The sequence below is a fragment of the Enterococcus sp. AZ188 genome (assembly GCF_050544075.1).
Lineage (GTDB): Bacteria > Bacillota > Bacilli > Lactobacillales > Enterococcaceae > Enterococcus_D > Enterococcus_D entomosocium.
Window position 1 is genome coordinate 3545079 of record NZ_CP172943.1, and the last position, 19327, is coordinate 3564405.

Here is a 19327-nt window from a genome sequence, read left to right on the forward strand (position 1 = left end):
GTATTATGTAATAATAGTTCCTCTTTGTTTTTTAACAACCCCAGAACAAAATTTAAAGAATGAAAGTTTCTATCTTTGTTAAATGATAGTTAGTGAAAGTCTTCCCGATGTGGACCAAACGTCGAAGAGATGCCCAGATTCATGATAAGATAGATCATTTCTGCATTACCTTTGACCAATTCTGCTTTTCCCGTGTCATAGTTGGTAAGTGCATAGGATTCAATAAGCACGTTTAGCTTCTCGCAATTTTTCACGTCTGTCCTCTATCGTTCGGTTAGAAATTTTATTACGTCTTCATAGGATTCCATACCTGACTTCAAAATATATTATAAAAGACTACTTTTCCTTGATTCTTTTTCCAGATCACTTTATTTTAAAAATTAGTGAATGGCTAGTTACATCATTCAATTTATATCCACATAATTCTTTATTGTAGTATGGATAATCTTGTTCTACTATTTTTAACACTTCTTCGTCTGAAAAATCAAAATCTTCAATAGTGATAATGAGTTCTCGTAATAATACTAACTTAGAATCTATTCCCATAATTATTGGAATATCAATCCAAAAATTCGCGGACGTTAATGCTTCTATCAATTCTTTTAATTTTTGAACTTGATTTTCAATATAATTTTTTATCAACGGATGTGCTTTTAACTGCTTTTCTTCAAATTGAAATTCTTTGATATATTCAGATAGATTACTGATTTCGATCATAATTTTCGTCCTTTCCAAAATGAAATCAATACTATAAGCCGGTTTCATTTATTGTTTTTCCCTAGATGAAAGCCTCTGAAAGAAGATGCTTCCTTTACAGGTGAACAATGACCTATTTGAAAATTAAAAGAAAAACGCAAGTTGTTTGTTGCGCTGAACTATACACATTAAAGTTGGTTTGAGGTCTAGTTTTTAAAAAGCAATCGTCCTCTTAATAAATAACTGATATTTCACTCGTTATCCAAATGCCAAGTACTATAAGATCTATAATCTAAGTGGATTGGAAGAACCTTTAAGTATTTGTAAATTTTTATTTATCCTTAGGTAAGAAAGCTCAATTCAATGACAATGCTTTTTTTATAGAAAATGAGTTTCTTTATTCATTTCCTACTACAGCTTATTAATTCCCCTTGAATCTATACCTCATTAATACTACCCTTCGCTTTATTTCAAAATACGAATTTGTTGATTTTTTAAACCTTCAAAATCAACAGTTGGTGATTTATACAAAATAGAAGAATTGCGTTTTTACTTTCATAATGTCCTGACTGATTAGTTGATAGAATTAAAATAATGCATTACTATTCTTTTAAATAGAGTTGAAGAATATGGTCTATTTGTTTATAGTATTTTAGAAAGTTAAGATTACTTTAATCAAATTTCAAAGTCGAAGATGATGTGTTCTACTACTTATATATCTCTATAAGTTACAAAAAAGAGGAGGAATTGTTATCTCAAATAAAAAAAGAACGATAACGGAAATTGCTAATCTATTCAATATTGAACCTTCAACTATACGGTTTTGGGAAAAAAAACAACTAATTTCGTTGAGTAGAGACGAAGAGAATAACTACAGATATTTTGATGCTCATTCTATATTACAGTTAGTTGATATTACTTTTTTTAGAAACTTAGAAATTCCCATTACCGATCTAACCCTTCATTTAAATGGTGATTTGGATCAAAGAAACCAAATATTAAACAATACTCTTATTACCGTTGACAACTGGATCAAACAATTAAATGCTGTATCAAAAGTACTTAATACAAGAATAAAGGATATTGCTCATATCAATCATTGTTTAAACGGAGAGAAAAACCTAAATCTAGAGTTTCCTTTTTCGAAATTTGAACCTCTTGATCTTTACAAAAAAGAACACATTTCTTCTTTATTAAATAATCCAACAAATTTTTTATTATTATTTACTGGAGATCATTTTGATACCATAACAGAAGAAATTGGCATTATAGACATTCCCAATAACACTATTCCTAAAGATCTCCTTGCGGAATCAAGTGAAATATACTTTGGTGGGGCGTTAACTGTTGATAGATACGACTATAGTGAAAATAACTTGAATCAGTTATTGGATGATATACAAGATTCTGCCGATTACTCCAGTGTAGTCGCACAGTACATCGTCGGAGGTTTAGAAAATAATCGGCCTATTGACTACTACTTTTTTTGGCTTCTGTAACTGATCATTATCTATGAAAACAATCAAAACAGAGGGATTAAAATGAACATTTTCTAAGTAATCATTCCCAAAGTTTCATCATGTATGTAGTATTATTTATCGTAGGAATGATTTCCTAAACACTACACTTTTGCAATCTATTATTTCTCGATTATCAAGATATTCCTTTATAAAATGATGTTAAAACTACTACGTTACTTTAATTGCTTATTATTAAGATATTAAGGTACTATATGTTTCTATTATATTTTTTCATATTGTTAAACACCAAAACATATAGTACCGAAAAAAATCAACTTGTCTTTTCTTTCTTTTTTATTAACCAAACTATTAAGATTACGCTGCCTCCCAAAAAGCTCATTGAAGAAATTACTCCTCCTGTTTGTGGCAGACTCTTCTGAATATCTATTTCTGATGGTTGACTATCTAATTCATTTTGTTCAGAACTTACTGTCTCTTCTCTCTGATAAAATTGTACCCCCGCTTGATTCTCATAAGTAGATGCTTCTACGCTTGGCAAAGAATTTGAATAATTCATATAAAGAGAAATTATACTGAAAAAGAGTACGATTAGTATTTTCTTCATTCGCTTCCTCCCAACGTAGGATCACCCACTAGTTCCCAAGTGATCACTGAGCGATACGTCCCATCATCCACTGGCGTATTCGCCGGCAATCTCAATTGAACGCCTGTCAAAGATCCATTCATTACTTCCCCAATTTGAATCTCTGTTGTACCGTGTTCTCCTTCATATAATTCATTGGGATTGCTCATTGCCCCAACTAACTTCGGAGTGTGGCTCAATACAATGTCTTTTGACGGAACCGTTAACCCCGTATGGACCGTTTCTTGGACACTTAAATCTTTGAGTATCATCGTTGCCCCAGTCAACACTTGCTTTTCTGAATTCACAAATGGACTAGCAGAAACAAAAATGGACCATTGCGTAGTATTGCTGTAATCATCAATCGTAATGGTTGGTGCGTGTTCACCCTTGGCCGCTACCTCTTGATGGCGGCTTGATTGCTCAATGATTCCAAAATTAAAATTTCCATTCGTTACATTAGCCAGCTCCAACCGACCTGGTTCAACCGTAAAAGGCACTTCATAATCACGTAGAATAAATTTCCCAGTACTCAAACGTTCTTCAACACGAATAATTCCGACTACTTGTCCGATTTTGGATGTATCGGGATATTCTTGAAAACCGCTAATCGAGACATGACTGGTGTCAGAAAGATCTAAATATTTTGATATGTTTGCCTCCAATTCTTTTTCAGACATTCCTAACTGAATAGTGGTAGGATTTGGGTGTGCTCGATCAAATGTCAATAGGCTGTATCCATTACTTGTCAATTCAAAATATGCACGATTATTCAAGCTATTTACTCTTTCAGATTCAGAATGGGGGGCGTCATATTTTCTGAGTCGTGTAGGTTCACGATGATAGACTTCGACAATATCGCCAACTTTAGCATTTGTCTCCCCAAAACCGTTCCCAAAGTCAGAAACAGCTGAAGCAATCGTTTGAGTTCCTCTTACATCATACGAATAGGTCAACGTATCAGTGCCTATGACACGCCGCGTGTTATCACCTAAATCATGTATGCTAAAGTTATAATAAATACCAGAAAAATTGTTGTGTACATTTCCTGTCGTGCTTGTCGTTCCTCTTCGAGCAGTGATAATTCCAATGTCGGAATGCCAAGTGTAGATCCCAGCACTATAGTCATTAAACCCACTGAATCTTATGGCGTTTCCGAAAGTAACTGTAATTGGTATCTCGAGTATTAATTGTTGACTAGTTCTGTTATGGTTTAATACTACAGAAGCACTGGTTGTTGTTCCGACAATACTCGTATCTGGAGATTTATTTATATTAAGGGTATACTCATCACTTGATAACAAGCCTCCATTAAGCGAAACATTGGTTATGGCCTGGGTAAGCTGACTTTCCGTCAATCGACCACCTAAATCAATTGTTTGAGGCACAACTTCTGCTGTCAATGCACTCTTCGCATAAACATAGGTCACTTCGATGACTCTTCCTAAAATATAGTTTCCAGAAGCTTCACCTCTGATTTCTAGAAGATAAAATTCGTCCAAATTTAAAGCCTCTGTTGTATATTCCGCCCCTGGCATCCCAAGATTTGACTCAGCATCACCTATCTCCTTTCCAGACTCATCAATATGAGTTACATTGAGTATTCCCCCCAAGGCCATTAAACGTGTACTGGATGTCACATCCGGTTCTCTTCTAACCGTATCGCCACGCATATTTACGACAAATATTCCGAAAGTAAGTTCCCCAAAATCGAAATATCCTCCTAAACCGTCAAAGATAATATCTACAGGCGCATGTTTATTAACAAAACCAAAAATTTCAAGAGTAATCCAACCATTTCCTGGAGAACTATCTGCTCTCGTTCGAAAATCTACATAATCAGACCTAATGTCCGTAAAAAAGGCAGCACTGATATCATTTCCATGCGCATCAACCGCTCGAACACTAAATCTTGAAAACTGATTACTGATTCCATAAACACGTGCCACATTGTACGCTCCGGGATTCACTCCGTTAAACGCAGTCGTAAGTTCCATATTAATAGTAGCGATTAGAATTGGTTCATCTATGTGCCAATCACTTATTGTGCTAGTGACAATGCTAGTTAATCTTTGATTTCTTTGCAATTGATCTTCAATAACTCCCTCGACAGTATCTTCAATTGATGACTCTTCCAGATTTTTTGCACTTGTTTGATCAGAGGATCCATCTGATTCTGTCTCCGATTCTTCTCCCTGCTGCTCCTGATTATTACTAGTTTCTTGGATCTCTTCTTCGTAATCAGATTCACTCGTAGACTCTTCGATCACAGTGGCCACAACGATCGCGGGAAATAAAAAATGAGTTGATAGAACTAGGCTCAACACAAAAACAAGTAAGACTTTTTTCATTGGACTATCCCTTTCTCTTTGGTTTCTGTACTGGAGAATAGGGGACATCCCCTTATTCTCCAGATGCGTTTGTTGGATCCGCGACCAACTCCCAAACTAGTGCAGTTGAGTAAGCCGTATCATTTTTTGTGGTATTGGCTGGAATACGTAAGACAACGCCATCAGTCTGTCCTTCTGCATTCGCATTCCCCAGAGCTAGTGTCCATGCACCGGCACCCTGTGAAGCATTGGCGGTTGCCAAAGTTTGTGCGGCTTCTCCTAATACAATCTCGTTTTGATTCGCAATGGGCGTAGCTGATGTGGGATTCACATAACGCAGACCACTCAAGGTGATCGTTGCTCCTTGCAGCTCATGTCCGCTTGCATCACTCAATTGTTTAGGCTGTGAAACTTGCAGCTCCCAGCCTAATCGATCACTCCCACGACGATCTTCTGTTGCGACAAATGGTACCCGTCCTTCTTCTGATGTACCAGAAAATATATGGTCCAATCGTGCCTCTTGAACGATTTCACTTGAAATATTCGGAATCTTACCAAAATCAAAGTTTGAAACATAATTGATTCTTAGTCGGCCTGGGTGGGGGTTAACTGGTACTTCAGGATCTACTTCTTCTCCTGGATTTTCTGGATCTGGAATCACCGGATTAGATGAATCATTTTCTAAAATAATCACCGTTCCCTCTGTCCTTGCGTTCGTCGCATCCTCATACTCTACTTCTGCTGCCTGACTAATTAATGTACCTAGTCCCATACTTCCCGCTAAAAGTGCTGCTGCTATTGTGATTGTTGTTTTCTTCATTGTTCATCCTCCAATTTTTTTGTTTTTTCTTTGTTTTGTTCGTACGTGTTGCTTTCTTATTCTCCTTTATTCTCAATTGATTTAGTATTTTTCCCCTTCCGGTTTCAGCTGGATGAACACTATAAACCAGCATTTTTTTAGAGCGATTCAGCCTTCTTTCTCCCATTAATTCTAATCCATCTGCCAATAATCAGGAGAATAAGAAGTCCAATTCCCCCTAAAATCAGATAAGATAGATAAGGCGTCCTCTCATCAATATTCACTGCACTTTGGTTTAACTGGCGGGCTTCTGACGCGGCAATCGTGAAATTTTCTTCAAAATGATACTCCTTCCCATCTGCTTTTACCCTCATTTTAAGAACATAGTCCCCAGCCTTTATGGGTCGTTCCCCCGTTGGTATACCAAAATTAAAATTAGAATTGGGCGCCATGCGAAGATCGTAGACATCGTACGTATAAATCGCTGCTTTCCCCCCTTTTTCAGTCACAGTAGATTCAACACTCATATTGCGAACAATCGATGCTGCACTATTTTGAATGTTAGCTTCAATAAAGTTTCGATAATTTCTTTGTCCTGTTGTAATGTCTTTTAAATGCAAGTCATTTTCAACTGTTTCCCCGTCTTTTTTGTTTAACAAAATACCAACGGTGTACGCAACTTCATGAACTACTGTTTGTTCGCTTATATTTTTAACTTCTTCCATAAACCGAATCCCTCCGAGAATGTCTCCCGCCCAGTCTTCTTCTGGGAATAAAACTACTACTTTCATGGTGACAAAACCTAACGCTGGAATCGTACGTTTTGCTTCGTCAATCTTGACCAATTGATCCATTCGATGCGTTAATGAATCATCGTACGTGTCTTCTGCCAAATAACCAGGGATACCATTTTCATTGGTGGAAGCGGGATTCACCGCAGCTTTTACCGTAATTGCTACATCAGACGCATTATAAATCCTAATAGAAACTTCACGTTTTTCTCCCGGCTGACCGTCGAAATGGTAATAGCCTTGCGCATTTACATTTCCATCCTCATCTAACGTTTGAATCGAAAAATTATTCACCTCATCTGCATAGCCTGTTTGATAAAAAAAACCAAGACTTAGGATTACCGTAAATAGAATCCATCGGATTGCGTGTTTCTTTCGTTCTTTCTTTGTTTTCAATATAATTTCCTCATTTCATAAAAGTGAGATAGTTCATTATTAAATATTTAATTCACAAATTAATATACGGGTTAAACCAGGTTTAAGGTCAATGCCTTTTTTTCAAAAAAAAACTACAAAATAAAAAAAAATTCAAAAACAGACTTGTAAATGCTGATTTATTAGGCGTTTTCCGGAAAATAAATTAAAATGATCTTTCTTAATTTTTATAAATTAGCATTTATAATAATCAACAGTCTTATTATTTCCTTTCCCACTTGAAATATATTGAACAATTGATTTAATAAACTCAGCTCTATAGAATCCTTCTCTCTTAACACGTACAATGTACTTTCTGATTGCTTTCAATATCAACTTCTAGCAATCCGTCAAAAATAATCTGAGCGCTCGCCACTTTTTTTCTAGAGGAGCTTTTTGATTTACCGATAGGTTGAATGATAATCCCATCTTTCATTACGTTTGTTGAATTTTGTTCAAAAAACAATACAAAATACGCAACGGTAGTTACGTATTGTTACATATGTTCTTTCCGCAACAATTAAAGTGTCTCTATTTCTATAAACTTTCTTTTTAAATGAACAATATTTTGTATATCAATAGACACAAAACGAAAGCTACGTGCTTCAATTGTCATAAAAAAAGAGGGTCCAGAAACTAGTCATTTTCTGAACACTCTTTTAATAGTTTCATAATGCACATTCCATTATCCGAAATTTATTTTTGCGCAACATATTTAGCTGCCAATAATGATTTGTATATTTCATTCGGCAAAAAATCCATGGAGTATACTCTACTGTTCTCTGAAATAATACCTTTTTGATCTAGTTATTGAATTACTTAAGGAGTTATGAAATAAGTAACTAAAAAGGATCAAAACCTTTTAAGTTTCTGTTCACTTTTGATGAGCTGTTCTAATACTCACAAATCTGATTTTTAAGTGAACAATGAGTTGTATCTGATTCTATAGATACAAAAATAAGCTACTCGTTCAGAAAATAAACGAGTAGCCTTGAACTGCCAAAATCTCTAAGGTGTAAATTCTTTAATTTTGTAAAAAATGATTATTGATACAAGAGAATTTCCTTAACAATTTTGATTGAATCTACCATAAAAAACGATCTTCCTACTTAAGTACATAAAAAAGGTATCTAGAGAGGATTCATTTTCTAGATACCTTTCTTTATAAATAGTTCCCAGCGAAAGGAAACATTGCTCCTAAAATATAAGCGTATGTTCACTCGTTTTTCTATTATACACTCAAAAAATTATTCAAGCAGCACGACTATTGCAGGGAAAACCGAATCTATCTTAGAGATTCTATGCTATTTTGCTTTGTTTGCTTCATCGACAGCTTGTTGCGCTTTTTCCTTACTTCCATTGCTGTCATTAGCTTTACTAATTGCGGCTTGCAGTTCACTGTCCACTTGACTCAACGCATCATTGGTATTATCGACGTCTATGGAGCTATCGCTTAAACCGGCGTCCGCAGCAACTGCGTTCGCATAATCCTTTAGCTTCGTATTTGCAGATTCTAAATCTTTTGCATATTGCGCTACCTTATTAACATTGGCGTTCGCACCACTTACAGCAGCAGAAGCTTCACTATTTTGGGCTTGCACGTTTTCGATTGTTTCATTGGCCGCTTGTAAATCACTTTCCGCTTTTGCTTTTGCTGCTTCAGCTTCCGCTTTTTCTTGGACTAGTTGTGCTATTTGGGCTTTTTGACCTTTAATCTCTATCCCCAAAGCGCTTAAAACTTGTGCAATTCTTATGGAATCGTCTTTTGTCCCCAAAAAATGAAACGTCGTTGCAATCGCTGCATAGGCGCCCACACTAAATGAAAAGATCATTCCCAGTGCAGCAAGAGCTAGGACACACCCTTTCTTATGCTCTTCAATATACCTTCCGATTCTTGTTTGTTTCCTTCTTTCTCTCATACACTTCTTCCCTCTCTCATTTTAATTATTTATACTTCTATCTTTCGATAGTTTTTTTATATTGTTTGCTAACTTAGACGATGATAGTCGCTACTCACTCTCTCATTACCCTTTGTTGAAAAGCAACGAAAATAAACTCAGTTACAAATCGACTCCATACCATCCATAATTGAAAAATGGCCAATGTCAATGTCCTAGATTTGATTACAAAGTAAATCATCAGAAAACCAGTTCTGCCGGAACACTATTGTGACATTAAGCACAATGTATAGTTTATCAAACCTCGTTTGTTCGAATCATTTTGGTCTGGTATTTCGGACTTTCCAGATTTGCTGAATTCCACTTTCCTTTTATAAACCTATGAAAATAAGCAATAAAAAAAAGAGTTCAAAAACGTTTTAGTTTTTTGAACCTTTGCTTCTGTAATCCCCTATACTTTTTGAACTATATTTACACAAAGCGCCTATCTATGAGTCACCTTGCATGGCGCTGTCTTAAAAATTATATTTAGTAGCTTCTAACTTCAACATAGATTTAATACACTGGAATCAGCATGTTACTCCAACAATAACGAGAACATTTTTGATAAAGGTGCTTGATCAAGTTCAACCATGATGTCTAGCATTCTTGTTGCCATTGTTCTTCCCTGCTCCTCATTGACTGTCCTCATAATCAGTAATCCTTCAAAAAATTTGTACAGCGTTCTCGAAAAAAAGTCTTGGAAACTGGTGGATAACAACCCCAATTGGGTAAGTAAAACTTCTGCAAACTCATACTGATTTTTTACAAATGTATATTCAATAATATTAATCAGGAGACCACAATATACTTCTCTGCCTTTCTCAAATTGAATATAATACTCCAGCAGTTTAGAAACTCTTTTAAAAAAGATAAATATAAATTCGTGATCTAAAAAATCTAGTGTATTGGCAAATAAATGTATTTCTTGAAGCGTCCAGCTTTCAATCCCCATTAAATAGGACAAAATCAGTTGCTTATCTTCTTCTAAAACGACAGCGGTATTGTATACTCCATAAACTTCTAAATGCTGTAAAATTCTTATTCTCGAGCGTACCTCAGCCACTCTGATCGCATTTATTTGTCCTGATTTTCTTTCTAGTTCTTTTAAAAGTAACGCTAATCCTTTTATGTCTTGCTTATTAGATAGGTTGGCGTAATGATAAGTGTAATGATTTTGTTCATTTAATTTATAGCCATTGGCAATAAACAAGAACTCGCTAATATCCATAGACAAGTTTTCTAATATCTTAATAAGGACATCAGAAGATATATTATGTTTCCCTTTCTCAAATTCAATCGCATATGATTTTGAGATAATATTTCTATAGACTTCTTTTTGACTAAATCCTTTTTTTAGCCGTATTTCTCTAATCGTTTCTCCAAACATGCATTATCCCTCTCTAAAAACGTGATACATTTCTAAATAAAACTGAGTAATACTAAAGTGCATATCATAAAAAACCATTTCATAAATTATTCTCCTTTTCTATTTTTGATGTTCTATGGCACCTAAAGATTATGCTTTCACTGAGAATCTAGACAAAGACTGATCACAATAGCTTCAGTCTTTGCCTATTTTGATTTCTATACAGTTTCTGCGTACCCGGCAGATGACGTTTGGAGAAAATTATTATCCAAATCAATTAATTAAATTGATTAGTTCTTTGTTTTCTTCACTCTTATGCTAACTACACCTAGGACACTTATAACTAAAAAACCTACAGCTTGTAAAATATTGGAAAATAGCGTACTTTCACCAGTCTTTGGGAAAGTATGACCGTTGTTTTTAGATAAAATATTAGAAAAAGCAGTGTCTTTTTTGATAGCTCTCATGGGAACGCTTTTTTTAGCTGAACTTAAAAACCTAACAGGTTTCGCTACAACATCCGTTTTTGTCTTTTCTTTTGATGTTGATCCATTTGTTCGGTTCGATCCTTTTCCACTAGTTTCGGCTATCCTTGTATCTTCTTCGGACTTTGTTGCTTCTGTTTTGCTTGGTACAGCTTCTTTTGTGATCGTTGTCGTTCCTAATGTCGGATCTGTTGTTGTTGGTTGTTCTACAGTTGCTTCAACGGTCATTCCCGTTTGACTTTCTATTGTTGATTCATTTGTTTGGTTTGATCTTGTCTCTGTGGTACCAGCCATTCTTGTATCTTCTTCGAGCTGTGTTGCTTCTGTTTTGCTTGGTACAGCTTCTTTTGTGATCGTTGTCGTTCCTAATGTCGGATCTGTTGTTGTTGGTTGTTCTACAGTTGCTTCAACGGTCATTCCCGTTTGACTTTCTATTGTTGATTCATTTGTTTGGTTTGATCTTGTCTTTGTGGTACCAGCCATTCTTGTATCTTCTTCGAGCTGTGTTGCTTCTGTTGTGGTTGGTACGGCTCCTTTTTTAATCGTTGTCGTTCCTAAGGTCGGATCTGTTGTTGTTGGTTGTTCTACAGTTGCTCCAACAGTCATTCCCGTTTGACTTTCTATTGTTGATTCATTTGTTTGGTTTGATCTTGTCTTTGTGGTACCAGCCATTCTTGTATCTTCTTCGGGCTGTGTTGCTTCTGTTGTGGTTGGTACAGCCTCTTTTGTGATCGTTGTCGTTCCTAAGGTCGGATCTGTTGTTGTTGGTTGTTCTACAGTTGCTCCAACAGTCATTCCCGTTTGACTTTCTATTGTTGATTCATTTGTTTGGTTTGATCTTGTCTTTGTGGTACCAGCCATTCTTGTATCTTCTTCGGGCTGTGTTGCTTCTGTTGTGGTTGGTACGGCTCCTTTTTTAATCGTTGTCGTTCCTAAGGTCGGATCTGTTGTTGTTGGTTGTTCTACAGTTGCTCCAACAGTCATTCCCGTTTGACTTTCTACTGTTGATTCATTTGTTTGGTTTGATTTAGATTCTGTGGTACCTGCTGTTGTTAACATTTGTTGGTGTACCGATGTTCCTTCATCTTGCACTTGTATTTGAACTAATTCGTTCGGTTTGTCTGAGTCAGGTTCCTTTAGTTCAGGGTAATATGATGAGCCTTGTATTGATTCTAATGAATCGGAGACGATCTTGCCGTATTCTCTTGTTTCATCATTGAACCAGACATTGCCGTCCTTAGACCATCTATCTCCCTTATCATCAACTGCTCGGCTTTCACTTAAACGTGTAACATGATGACCATTGATTGTATCCGCATGAGCTTCCGCTGCAAACACTAGAATAAATCCCGCAGCTAAAGTAGTAGTTATAACTCTCTTTTTCATTATTTACTCTCCTATAAATTTCTAAATAAATGTTTCAGCTGAGCATCATTGTGATAAAAAACACAACCGAAAACATTTTTAAATTCATTCCTAATTTTCTGAAACTAATCTTGCAGTTTTCATTATAGTCTCCTTTAAATAAAATTTGCATTAGGTCTTATATTTGAGACTAAGTATTTTGGGCATATTTACTATATCTTAAGTAGATAGCCAAACTTGTTGGCCCCACCGTTCAATTTGTTAGCATACTGACGGAAAAAATCTGTCTAGGACCAAGACAAAAAGCTTATAAGCATGATCTTAGACTGGTAAAATAAGCTATTATGCTGGCCTCTACTTGCTAAGCTGCTAGTTAAAAAAACTATTTCTCCGCCTGAACACAAAAAGAGAGCGTCCAGAAATTCATCATTTCTGAACCCTCATTCAACTAGACCATCCGTTATCGTTTCTTACTGACGATTTGACTTCCTTCGACAATTTGACCGCTAAGAATGGGCTATTTTTCTTTTCACCGAAACGAATGGATCGTTTGGTACCTGATAAAATTTCAGAGCGAAACCAAACTGATTTTTGTTCCCCTTCACTTAGGCTTACTTTTCATCAATCTCAATCCATTCAAAGTGACCAGCAAAGTGGCTCCCATATCAGCTAGAATGGCAATCCATAAGGTCAACCAACCAGGAACGACTAGTAATAATGCTAGTAGTTTGATCCCTAGTGAAAATGTGATGTTTTGCTTAATGATCTTCAATGTTTCTCTACTCAGTTTAATAATAAACGGCAGTTTTTGTAAATCGTCTCCCATTAAAGCAACATCTGCGGTTTCTAGCGCTGCATCAGTGCCAATGCTTCCCATGGCAATACCAACTGTTGAGGCAGCTAAAGCTGGGGCATCATTCATCCCATCCCCAATCATAGCCACTTTCCCATAAGTTTGCTTGAGTGCCTTTATATAATCTAATTTGTCTTGGGGCATCAAATCACCTTTTATTTCAGTTAGGCCAGTTTGTTTTCCAATGGACTGAGCTGTTGTAGCATTGTCTCCCGTCAACATTATCGTATGTTCGATTCCTAAATCATGTAGTTTTTTAATGACTGATTTACTTGTTGCTCTGACCTCATCCGCTACTGCAACGACTGCCAAAATTTGGTGCTCTGTTCCTAAAAGCATCGCTGTTTTTCCTTGCTGCTTAAGTGTTTGATACGGTTCAATCATCTTCGAGTCAGCGATGACCTTAGCTTCAAAAAGCTTTGGACTTCCCACAAAATAGGTGCTGCCTGCAACATTTCCCTGTATCCCTTTTCCCGTAAGTGAAGTAAATCCGTCAACAACGACTGATCGATATGGCAGTGTTCGTTTGTCAGCTTCTTTTACGATAGCAGATGCGAGGGGGTGTTGAGAGTAGGATTCTATTGCCGCAATGATCGAAAAATATTTTTCTTCATTCGTTGGATCAACTGAAATGAAATCTGTTACGACAGGCGTTCCTTCCGTCAATGTTCCAGTTTTATCAAAGGCGATCGCTTTCAGTCCGCCAATTTCTTCAAGATAGATACCGCCTTTAACTAAAACACCATTTTTGGCAGAGTTACCAATCGCTGAAACAATCGATACAGGGGTCGAGATAACTAAGGAACACGGGCAACCTACAACTAATAACGAGAGCCCTTGATACACCCACGTATGCCAAGCTCCCTGAAAAAACAAAGGTGGAATAATGACGGTCAGTGCAGCGATTATCATGATAGCTGGCGTATAGAACTTCGCAAACTTATCGACGAATGCTTGAGCAGGTGCACGCTCACCTTGGGCCTCTTCAACCAAGTGAATAATCTTTGCAATCGTCGTATCATTTACCTGTTTTGTCACTCTGACTTCTAGCGCACCTTCTTCGTTGACAGTTCCTGCAAAGATTTCATCACCAATGTTCTTTTCAATAGAGACAGATTCACCGGTAATGGCCGCTTGATTTACTGAGGAATATCCTTTGATCACTCGACCATCCATAGCAATTTTTTGACCAGGTTTAATGATCATAGTATCGCCCACTTCGATTTTTGAAACATCAATCCAGTGCTCAATGTTATTTCTTCTAATCAATGCTTCTTTCGGAGCAATATCCATCAAGTCCCGTATCGATTGTCGGGCTTTATCCAATGAGAAGCGTTCTAACGCTTCGCTGATTGCAAATAAGATGACCACAATCGAACCTTCCGTCCATTCACCAATAAGGGCGGCACCAATGATCGCAATCGTCATAAGTGTTTCCATTGTAAAATCCAGTTTTAAAAGATCCGAAACTCCTTCTTTAAACAAACGAAAACCGCCGATAATAATCGCTGATACAAATAATCCTTCCGTTAAAAGCGCCTCTTCTCCATTGATTATTTGAGCAATGAATGCCAGAATGATCAAAAAAAGTGAGAGCAATAAATGCCAATTTCTGTTCACAAAAGGCGCTTTTACTGCCACTTGAGAGACTGGATCATGTTCGGATTGGATCCTTAAGTTTTCGAAAGCACCTGCTGCTTCAATTTCTGCAATCGTCGCTTCACCTTCAATAGAGAGTTTACTAGCCCCAAAGTTTACTTTAGCAGTTTTCACATTTGGCAGTTGAGAAACGTTTTTTTCGAATTTAGCTGCACAATTTGTACAACTCAAACCTGCCACTCGATAAACCTGTTGTTTATTTTTACTCATATCAAAACCCCATCTTCTAAAGATAGCTTAGCATTTAGGAGCTGAACAACTTTCTCATTTTTAATAGAATAATAAACGAACTTCCCTTTTTTCCGACTGACAATGAGTCCTTTTCTTTTCAAGGATAATAAATGATGTGACGTCGTTGCCACTGTTGCTTCGATGATTGCCGCAATGTCGCAGACACACAATTCATCCTCATAACTCAAGGCATAAAGAATTTTTAGGCGATTCTCTTCTGCTATTATTTTGAAGAAGTTTTTCACCTTCAAGATATCTTCATTTTGTAACTTCGTTTTTCCTCGCAATACTTTATCTTCATGTATACATGTCATTTCACAAACTTCGTTATCCATATAGACGCTCCTTAAACATTCAAATGTTCATTTGAATATACCTTAACACGAGTGAATGTTTAATTCAAATAGCGGCTAGAAAAGGACCAAAGCAATCTTTTCTGAAGTTTTTTCCATTTTACAGATCCGTTTCCAGAAGAAAAACCAGATCATTCTATCCATCTTTCATAAATTCGACACAATATTGTTTTTCGCACCAGTTTAAAACCGGCTTTTTCTAGCACTCTTAAAGAAGCCATATTTTTATGCTCAACTTTTCCAAAAATGCGCAACTCTTCTTGCTTTTCTTTTAGATATGGTTCCACCCATTTTATGACGTGATTCACTGCTTCTGAGGCGTAGCCCTTCTTTTGATAGGCTTCGCCAATGTAATAGCCGACTTCAAAATGCTTCAACCTTTTTTTACCATGGTATTTGGAAACTTCCACAGACCCTATTAGATCGCCTGAGCACTTTTCTTCTATCGCAAAAGCATATTGAGCTTTTGTCATATCAATTGTATTCTGCCATAGGTCTCTATTTTTCTCGATTTGTGCTTTTGCTCTTTTTTCATTCAGTTTTGGCAGGAAATAAAACCATCTGCGATAGGTTTTCTCATTGCACAACTTGATTAATTCCTCCAGATCTTTCTTCTCATAGGGCCGATAGATCAACCGCTCACTAGTATATGTATTCATCGTTTCCTCCCGATCCTTTCTTATTGTCCACACTTGCTAGTTTTCTATTTTTAAGCACAATTCCATTGTAGGGATGGATGCTGTTTCCTGGTATCTTTCGACTGAAAAAGCCTCCACCTTTATTTCATGTTTTGGAAGCCAGACATCAAACAAATACCTATATGCTTCATTCAAAGCATTCGTTACTAGCATTTCTTTCGTCTCGGCCTCGATTTTGCACACCAGATAATAGCCAGAAGGGACACGTTTTATGACCCTACTTGTCGGCGGGACTATTGTCCGGTCAAATTCTTTTCCGCCGACAAAATAACCAAAATGCGTTTGAGATTGACTTGCTGCAAAAGAAATACCAGCTTCCACTGCCTCATCCACATTTCCCTTAAGTAGCGGTTTTTCTTGATAAAATCTCTGCCATAGCTCACCTGGTTGATCAATGCCGGTTTGTTGCCCGATAGGCAGTTGCTGATCGACTGAGACCATCCCCTCGATTCCCACATACCGTTCTTCCGTGAGTTGTCTTTTTTCAATCTCCAAGACGATTCCGTTTACGATCAGTGGCACCTTCTCATCAGCCAAAAGATAGCTTAAGGCAAGATACGGCTGTCGGATCACATTCATTCGCGGCCTTTTTTCTCGGTATTCTTCAGGAGTCAAGTGATAGGTCTCCTTGAACATGCGAGTGAAATTTGAATGATCCGAAACGCCTAAATGGTTAGCGATTTCTATGATTTTCCAGTCTGTGTTCTTAAGTAAATCAACGGCAATCGCTAATCGTCGCAACTTAATATACTCCTGTACCGACTTACGAACCAAGCGCTTAAATAATCTTTGAAAGTAAAAGGGTGAAAGATACACCTGTTCTGCTAACTGCTTTGTGTTCAATTCCTCTGAAAGATGCGCGTCAATGTAGTTTAATGATTGATCGATTGCTTCCCATGCATGCATCTTCTCCCTCCTTTTTAAACATTTTAGCAACCTCTAAAGCATTTAGCTGGTTATAGGGTGCTCATTTTGAATCTTTTTAAAAAGAATCACTAAATCTTGTACGCCTGCTCTAAAAACTTTCTATTAGAGACGACACTCTTTCCTCTAAATCGTTGAAGACCATTCAAAACTTTCAGAGTGCGAACCTCTCTTAGCTCCATAAAAACAAACATGTGAATTGCATCAGCTCTTGCAATTTAAAATCGTAAGTTTCAAAAATTCCTATTAAACCGTTAGAACTAGCGCTACTGTATCTTTCTTCCCCATTTCAGAAGCTGAATGTAAATGTTTTTCATTAATTGTGTTACCATTTGAATAAATAGAAACTATCGCTAGACACTTACCAAGGAGAAGAACTATGAGAGCTTTACACTTGAATTTTATATTGGACAAACGAACCATCCGCTTCCTTAAAATTTTGTCCGTATTTGAAGGAAAATCGGATTATTTATTACGAGATCTGTCAGAAGCAACTGAAATAAATGAGCGAACACTTTTGGTCGATATCAAGAATATACGCCTACATTTTGACGGGTGTTTAGAGATAGAGAGTACCCATACGGGTTATCAGTTTCAATTACTTGATCCAACTGGCTATGCAGAAGCTAAGCGAGAACTCATTTCTCAAGAACCGCTTTTCGTTGTGATAGAGAGCATACTGAGCGGAAAACTGCTTTCTTATGAAGAATGGGCCGACCACTTTTTTCTTTCTGAAAGCTCCATGCGCAGACATCTTCTGCGCGTATCTGAAGCACTGGAACCGTACCAGCTACAATTTTCAATAAATCCAGTCGATCTGATTGGGGAAGAAGGAAATATTCGAAAGTTTCTCAAAGATTTTTATTATGAAGCCGACGAAATTTCCCCCTTCACCCTAAAACCGTCTGTAGAAGTCAATGAACTCATGCATTATTTAGAAGAAAATCGTTATCAGCCATCTATGGGAACAGATATTTTGCCTACGGATTTCTATTATCAATTCTATATCATGATTTACCGAAGTTCTCAGAGAAAGTATATGCCCGTCCCTAATATTGAAGGCATGGATTGGGAAAAAGACGACACTTACCAGTTTCTTTTATCACTTAAGCCTAAAATCCAAAAGAGATATGGCTTTGTCATACCTGATAGCGAGCTACTAGCTTTTTATCTCTTTGCCATTTGTAAGAGAACGATCGACGCCCCAGCTAAGGAAGAACTCTTTTGCCAACAGTTTAATCATTGGCCAATTATAACTGAGCTAGCCAGAAAGTTCGTAGCGTATTATGATCCGATCTTAGCTGAACCTAGTTTTCCAACGACAATATTCATTGAATCATTTTTCACTTCGGTAAAATATCTTGATCAACTCACACCGATCATGAATAAAAATATTACTGAAGTAAATGCATTTGCTCGTCACTCATATCCAGATTGTTATACGCGTATTCACTCTTTTCTAGAAGCCAATCTGAGGGATTTAAAAGTAGAAGATACATACATCGAGGATATTACTGCGAGTCTTCTCTTAACAATTGAAGCAATTCGTGACAGCTATGTTCAAAATCCCAAACGTATTGCTTTCCTACTGGAGGGCTCCTCCTTCGTCTGCCGTAGTGTTAAAGCAAAAGCCCTTCGCTACTTTCGTGGGTACCATCAGATATTTTTTCCAACGATCGAACAAATGGACAACCACTTTTTTTACCAGAACCAGATTGATATTTTCGTGACCAACTATGCAGACTATGTATCCTACTTAGAAAAAGACATGGAGTATATTTTGTTCCAATCCATTCCGACGATCGACGACTGGAATCATCTGCTTGAACGAATCAATCCTCAAATTCTGAAAGATTTCTCATTGTCAAGCGATTAAAATATTTTTATTAAGAAAATGAAAGAGTCCCTGCACTTTATGCAGAGACTCTTTTTCTTATTCTTCACCTAAATAGATCAATCCCCATTTGGGTTTCTCATGTAAATTCCCACCTGTCAATTCTCGGTAGAAAGAATCTTTGTCATGACGAATCATTTGGATAATCTCCTCTTCAGTCATACCAAATTCACTCATCCAATCTTGCTGCCTTAATCCAGTTAGTTCTAGCAAAATCTGTATTTGTGCATCGATTCTCAGTAATTCGCCCCATTTTCGGAATGGATTTTCTTGTTGATTATTATAAACTGTCTCAAACTGCAAACAAAGTTCTTCGTAATACGTACTAATCTTTGGGTAATCTTCTCGAATTCCAGCATCATATATAATTTGTTTGGAATAGGATAAATAGTCTTCTGGATTTTGAATGGTCTCTGCTAGCATTGT

At 36.8% G+C, this 19327-nt stretch carries 16 protein-coding genes; 2 read left to right on the plus strand and 14 right to left on the minus strand.

Translation table 11 applies throughout. The features are described from left to right. Window positions 1-89: 89 nt before the first annotated feature. Window positions 90-254, minus strand: coding sequence for an N-acetylmuramoyl-L-alanine amidase (locus IGI86_RS16370; protein WP_223347136.1), 165 nt, complete (start codon window positions 252-254; stop codon window positions 90-92). Window positions 255-363: 109 nt separating this feature from the next. Beyond that, on the minus strand, window positions 364-717 hold the full coding sequence (locus tag IGI86_RS16375) for a DUF7006 family protein (protein WP_008381652.1): 354 nt from the start codon (window positions 715-717) through the stop codon (window positions 364-366). Between the two features lie 761 nt (window positions 718-1478). Here IGI86_RS16375 and IGI86_RS16380 point away from each other — a divergent pair. Continuing rightward, entirely contained in the window at window positions 1479-2195 is a 717-nt protein-coding gene (locus IGI86_RS16380) for a MerR family transcriptional regulator (protein ID WP_086372438.1), read from the plus strand. Between the two features lie 292 nt (window positions 2196-2487). Here IGI86_RS16380 and IGI86_RS16385 read toward each other — a convergent pair whose 3' ends face one another. From IGI86_RS16385 to IGI86_RS16435, 11 genes are all read right to left on the minus strand, one after another. Further along, window positions 2488-2781: an LPXTG cell wall anchor domain-containing protein gene (locus IGI86_RS16385; RefSeq protein WP_016612618.1), complete on the minus strand. Its 294-nt coding sequence runs from the start codon at window positions 2779-2781 to the stop codon at window positions 2488-2490. Continuing rightward, window positions 2778-5150, minus strand: coding sequence for a WxL domain-containing protein (locus tag IGI86_RS16390; RefSeq protein WP_223347137.1), 2373 nt, complete (start codon window positions 5148-5150; stop codon window positions 2778-2780). The genes IGI86_RS16385 and IGI86_RS16390 overlap by 4 nt, the downstream gene beginning before the upstream one ends. 52 nt (window positions 5151-5202) lie before the next feature. Further along, the gene (locus IGI86_RS16395) at window positions 5203-5949 is read right to left on the minus strand and encodes a WxL domain-containing protein (protein WP_016612620.1); all 747 of its coding nucleotides are present in this window, start codon (window positions 5947-5949) and stop codon (window positions 5203-5205) included. 137 nt (window positions 5950-6086) lie between these two features. Beyond that, window positions 6087-7115, minus strand: a complete 1029-nt coding sequence (locus IGI86_RS16400; protein ID WP_086298853.1) for a DUF916 and DUF3324 domain-containing protein — start codon at window positions 7113-7115, stop codon at window positions 6087-6089. 1322 nt (window positions 7116-8437) lie between these two features. Further along, entirely contained in the window at window positions 8438-9052 is a 615-nt protein-coding gene (locus IGI86_RS16405; protein ID WP_008381639.1) for a hypothetical protein, read from the minus strand. Window positions 9053-9608: 556 nt separating this feature from the next. Continuing rightward, window positions 9609-10460, minus strand: a complete 852-nt coding sequence (locus IGI86_RS16410) for a helix-turn-helix domain-containing protein (protein WP_016612623.1) — start codon at window positions 10458-10460, stop codon at window positions 9609-9611. A 269-nt stretch (window positions 10461-10729) separates the two neighbouring features. Beyond that, window positions 10730-12310 carry a hypothetical protein gene (locus IGI86_RS16415; protein WP_430617551.1) on the minus strand — a complete coding sequence of 527 codons (1581 nt, stop codon included), beginning with the start codon at window positions 12308-12310 and terminating at the stop codon, window positions 10730-10732. 580 nt (window positions 12311-12890) lie between these two features. Then, the gene (locus IGI86_RS16420) at window positions 12891-15011 is read right to left on the minus strand and encodes a heavy metal translocating P-type ATPase (RefSeq protein WP_430617552.1); all 2121 of its coding nucleotides are present in this window, start codon (window positions 15009-15011) and stop codon (window positions 12891-12893) included. Further along, window positions 15008-15367 (minus strand): ArsR/SmtB family transcription factor, encoded by a 360-nt coding sequence (locus IGI86_RS16425; protein ID WP_430617553.1) that lies wholly within the window; start codon window positions 15365-15367, stop codon window positions 15008-15010. Before IGI86_RS16425 ends, IGI86_RS16420 begins: the two co-directional genes overlap by 4 nt. A 149-nt stretch (window positions 15368-15516) precedes the next feature. Continuing rightward, a complete protein-coding gene (locus tag IGI86_RS16430) occupies window positions 15517-16044 on the minus strand; it encodes a GNAT family N-acetyltransferase (protein ID WP_430617554.1) in 528 nt (175 codons plus the stop codon). A 36-nt stretch (window positions 16045-16080) separates the two neighbouring features. Further along, window positions 16081-16989 carry an AraC family transcriptional regulator gene (locus IGI86_RS16435; protein WP_430617555.1) on the minus strand — a complete coding sequence of 303 codons (909 nt, stop codon included), beginning with the start codon at window positions 16987-16989 and terminating at the stop codon, window positions 16081-16083. 397 nt (window positions 16990-17386) lie between these two features. Between IGI86_RS16435 and IGI86_RS16440 the strand changes: the two genes are divergently transcribed. Beyond that, a complete protein-coding gene (locus IGI86_RS16440; RefSeq protein ID WP_430617556.1) occupies window positions 17387-18883 on the plus strand; it encodes a helix-turn-helix domain-containing protein in 1497 nt (498 codons plus the stop codon). Window positions 18884-18940: 57 nt separating this feature from the next. Here the strand turns inward: IGI86_RS16440 and IGI86_RS16445 are convergent, their stop codons facing one another. Next, entirely contained in the window at window positions 18941-19324 is a 384-nt protein-coding gene (locus IGI86_RS16445) for a DUF7006 family protein (protein WP_430617557.1), read from the minus strand. Window positions 19325-19327: the final 3 nt, after the last annotated feature.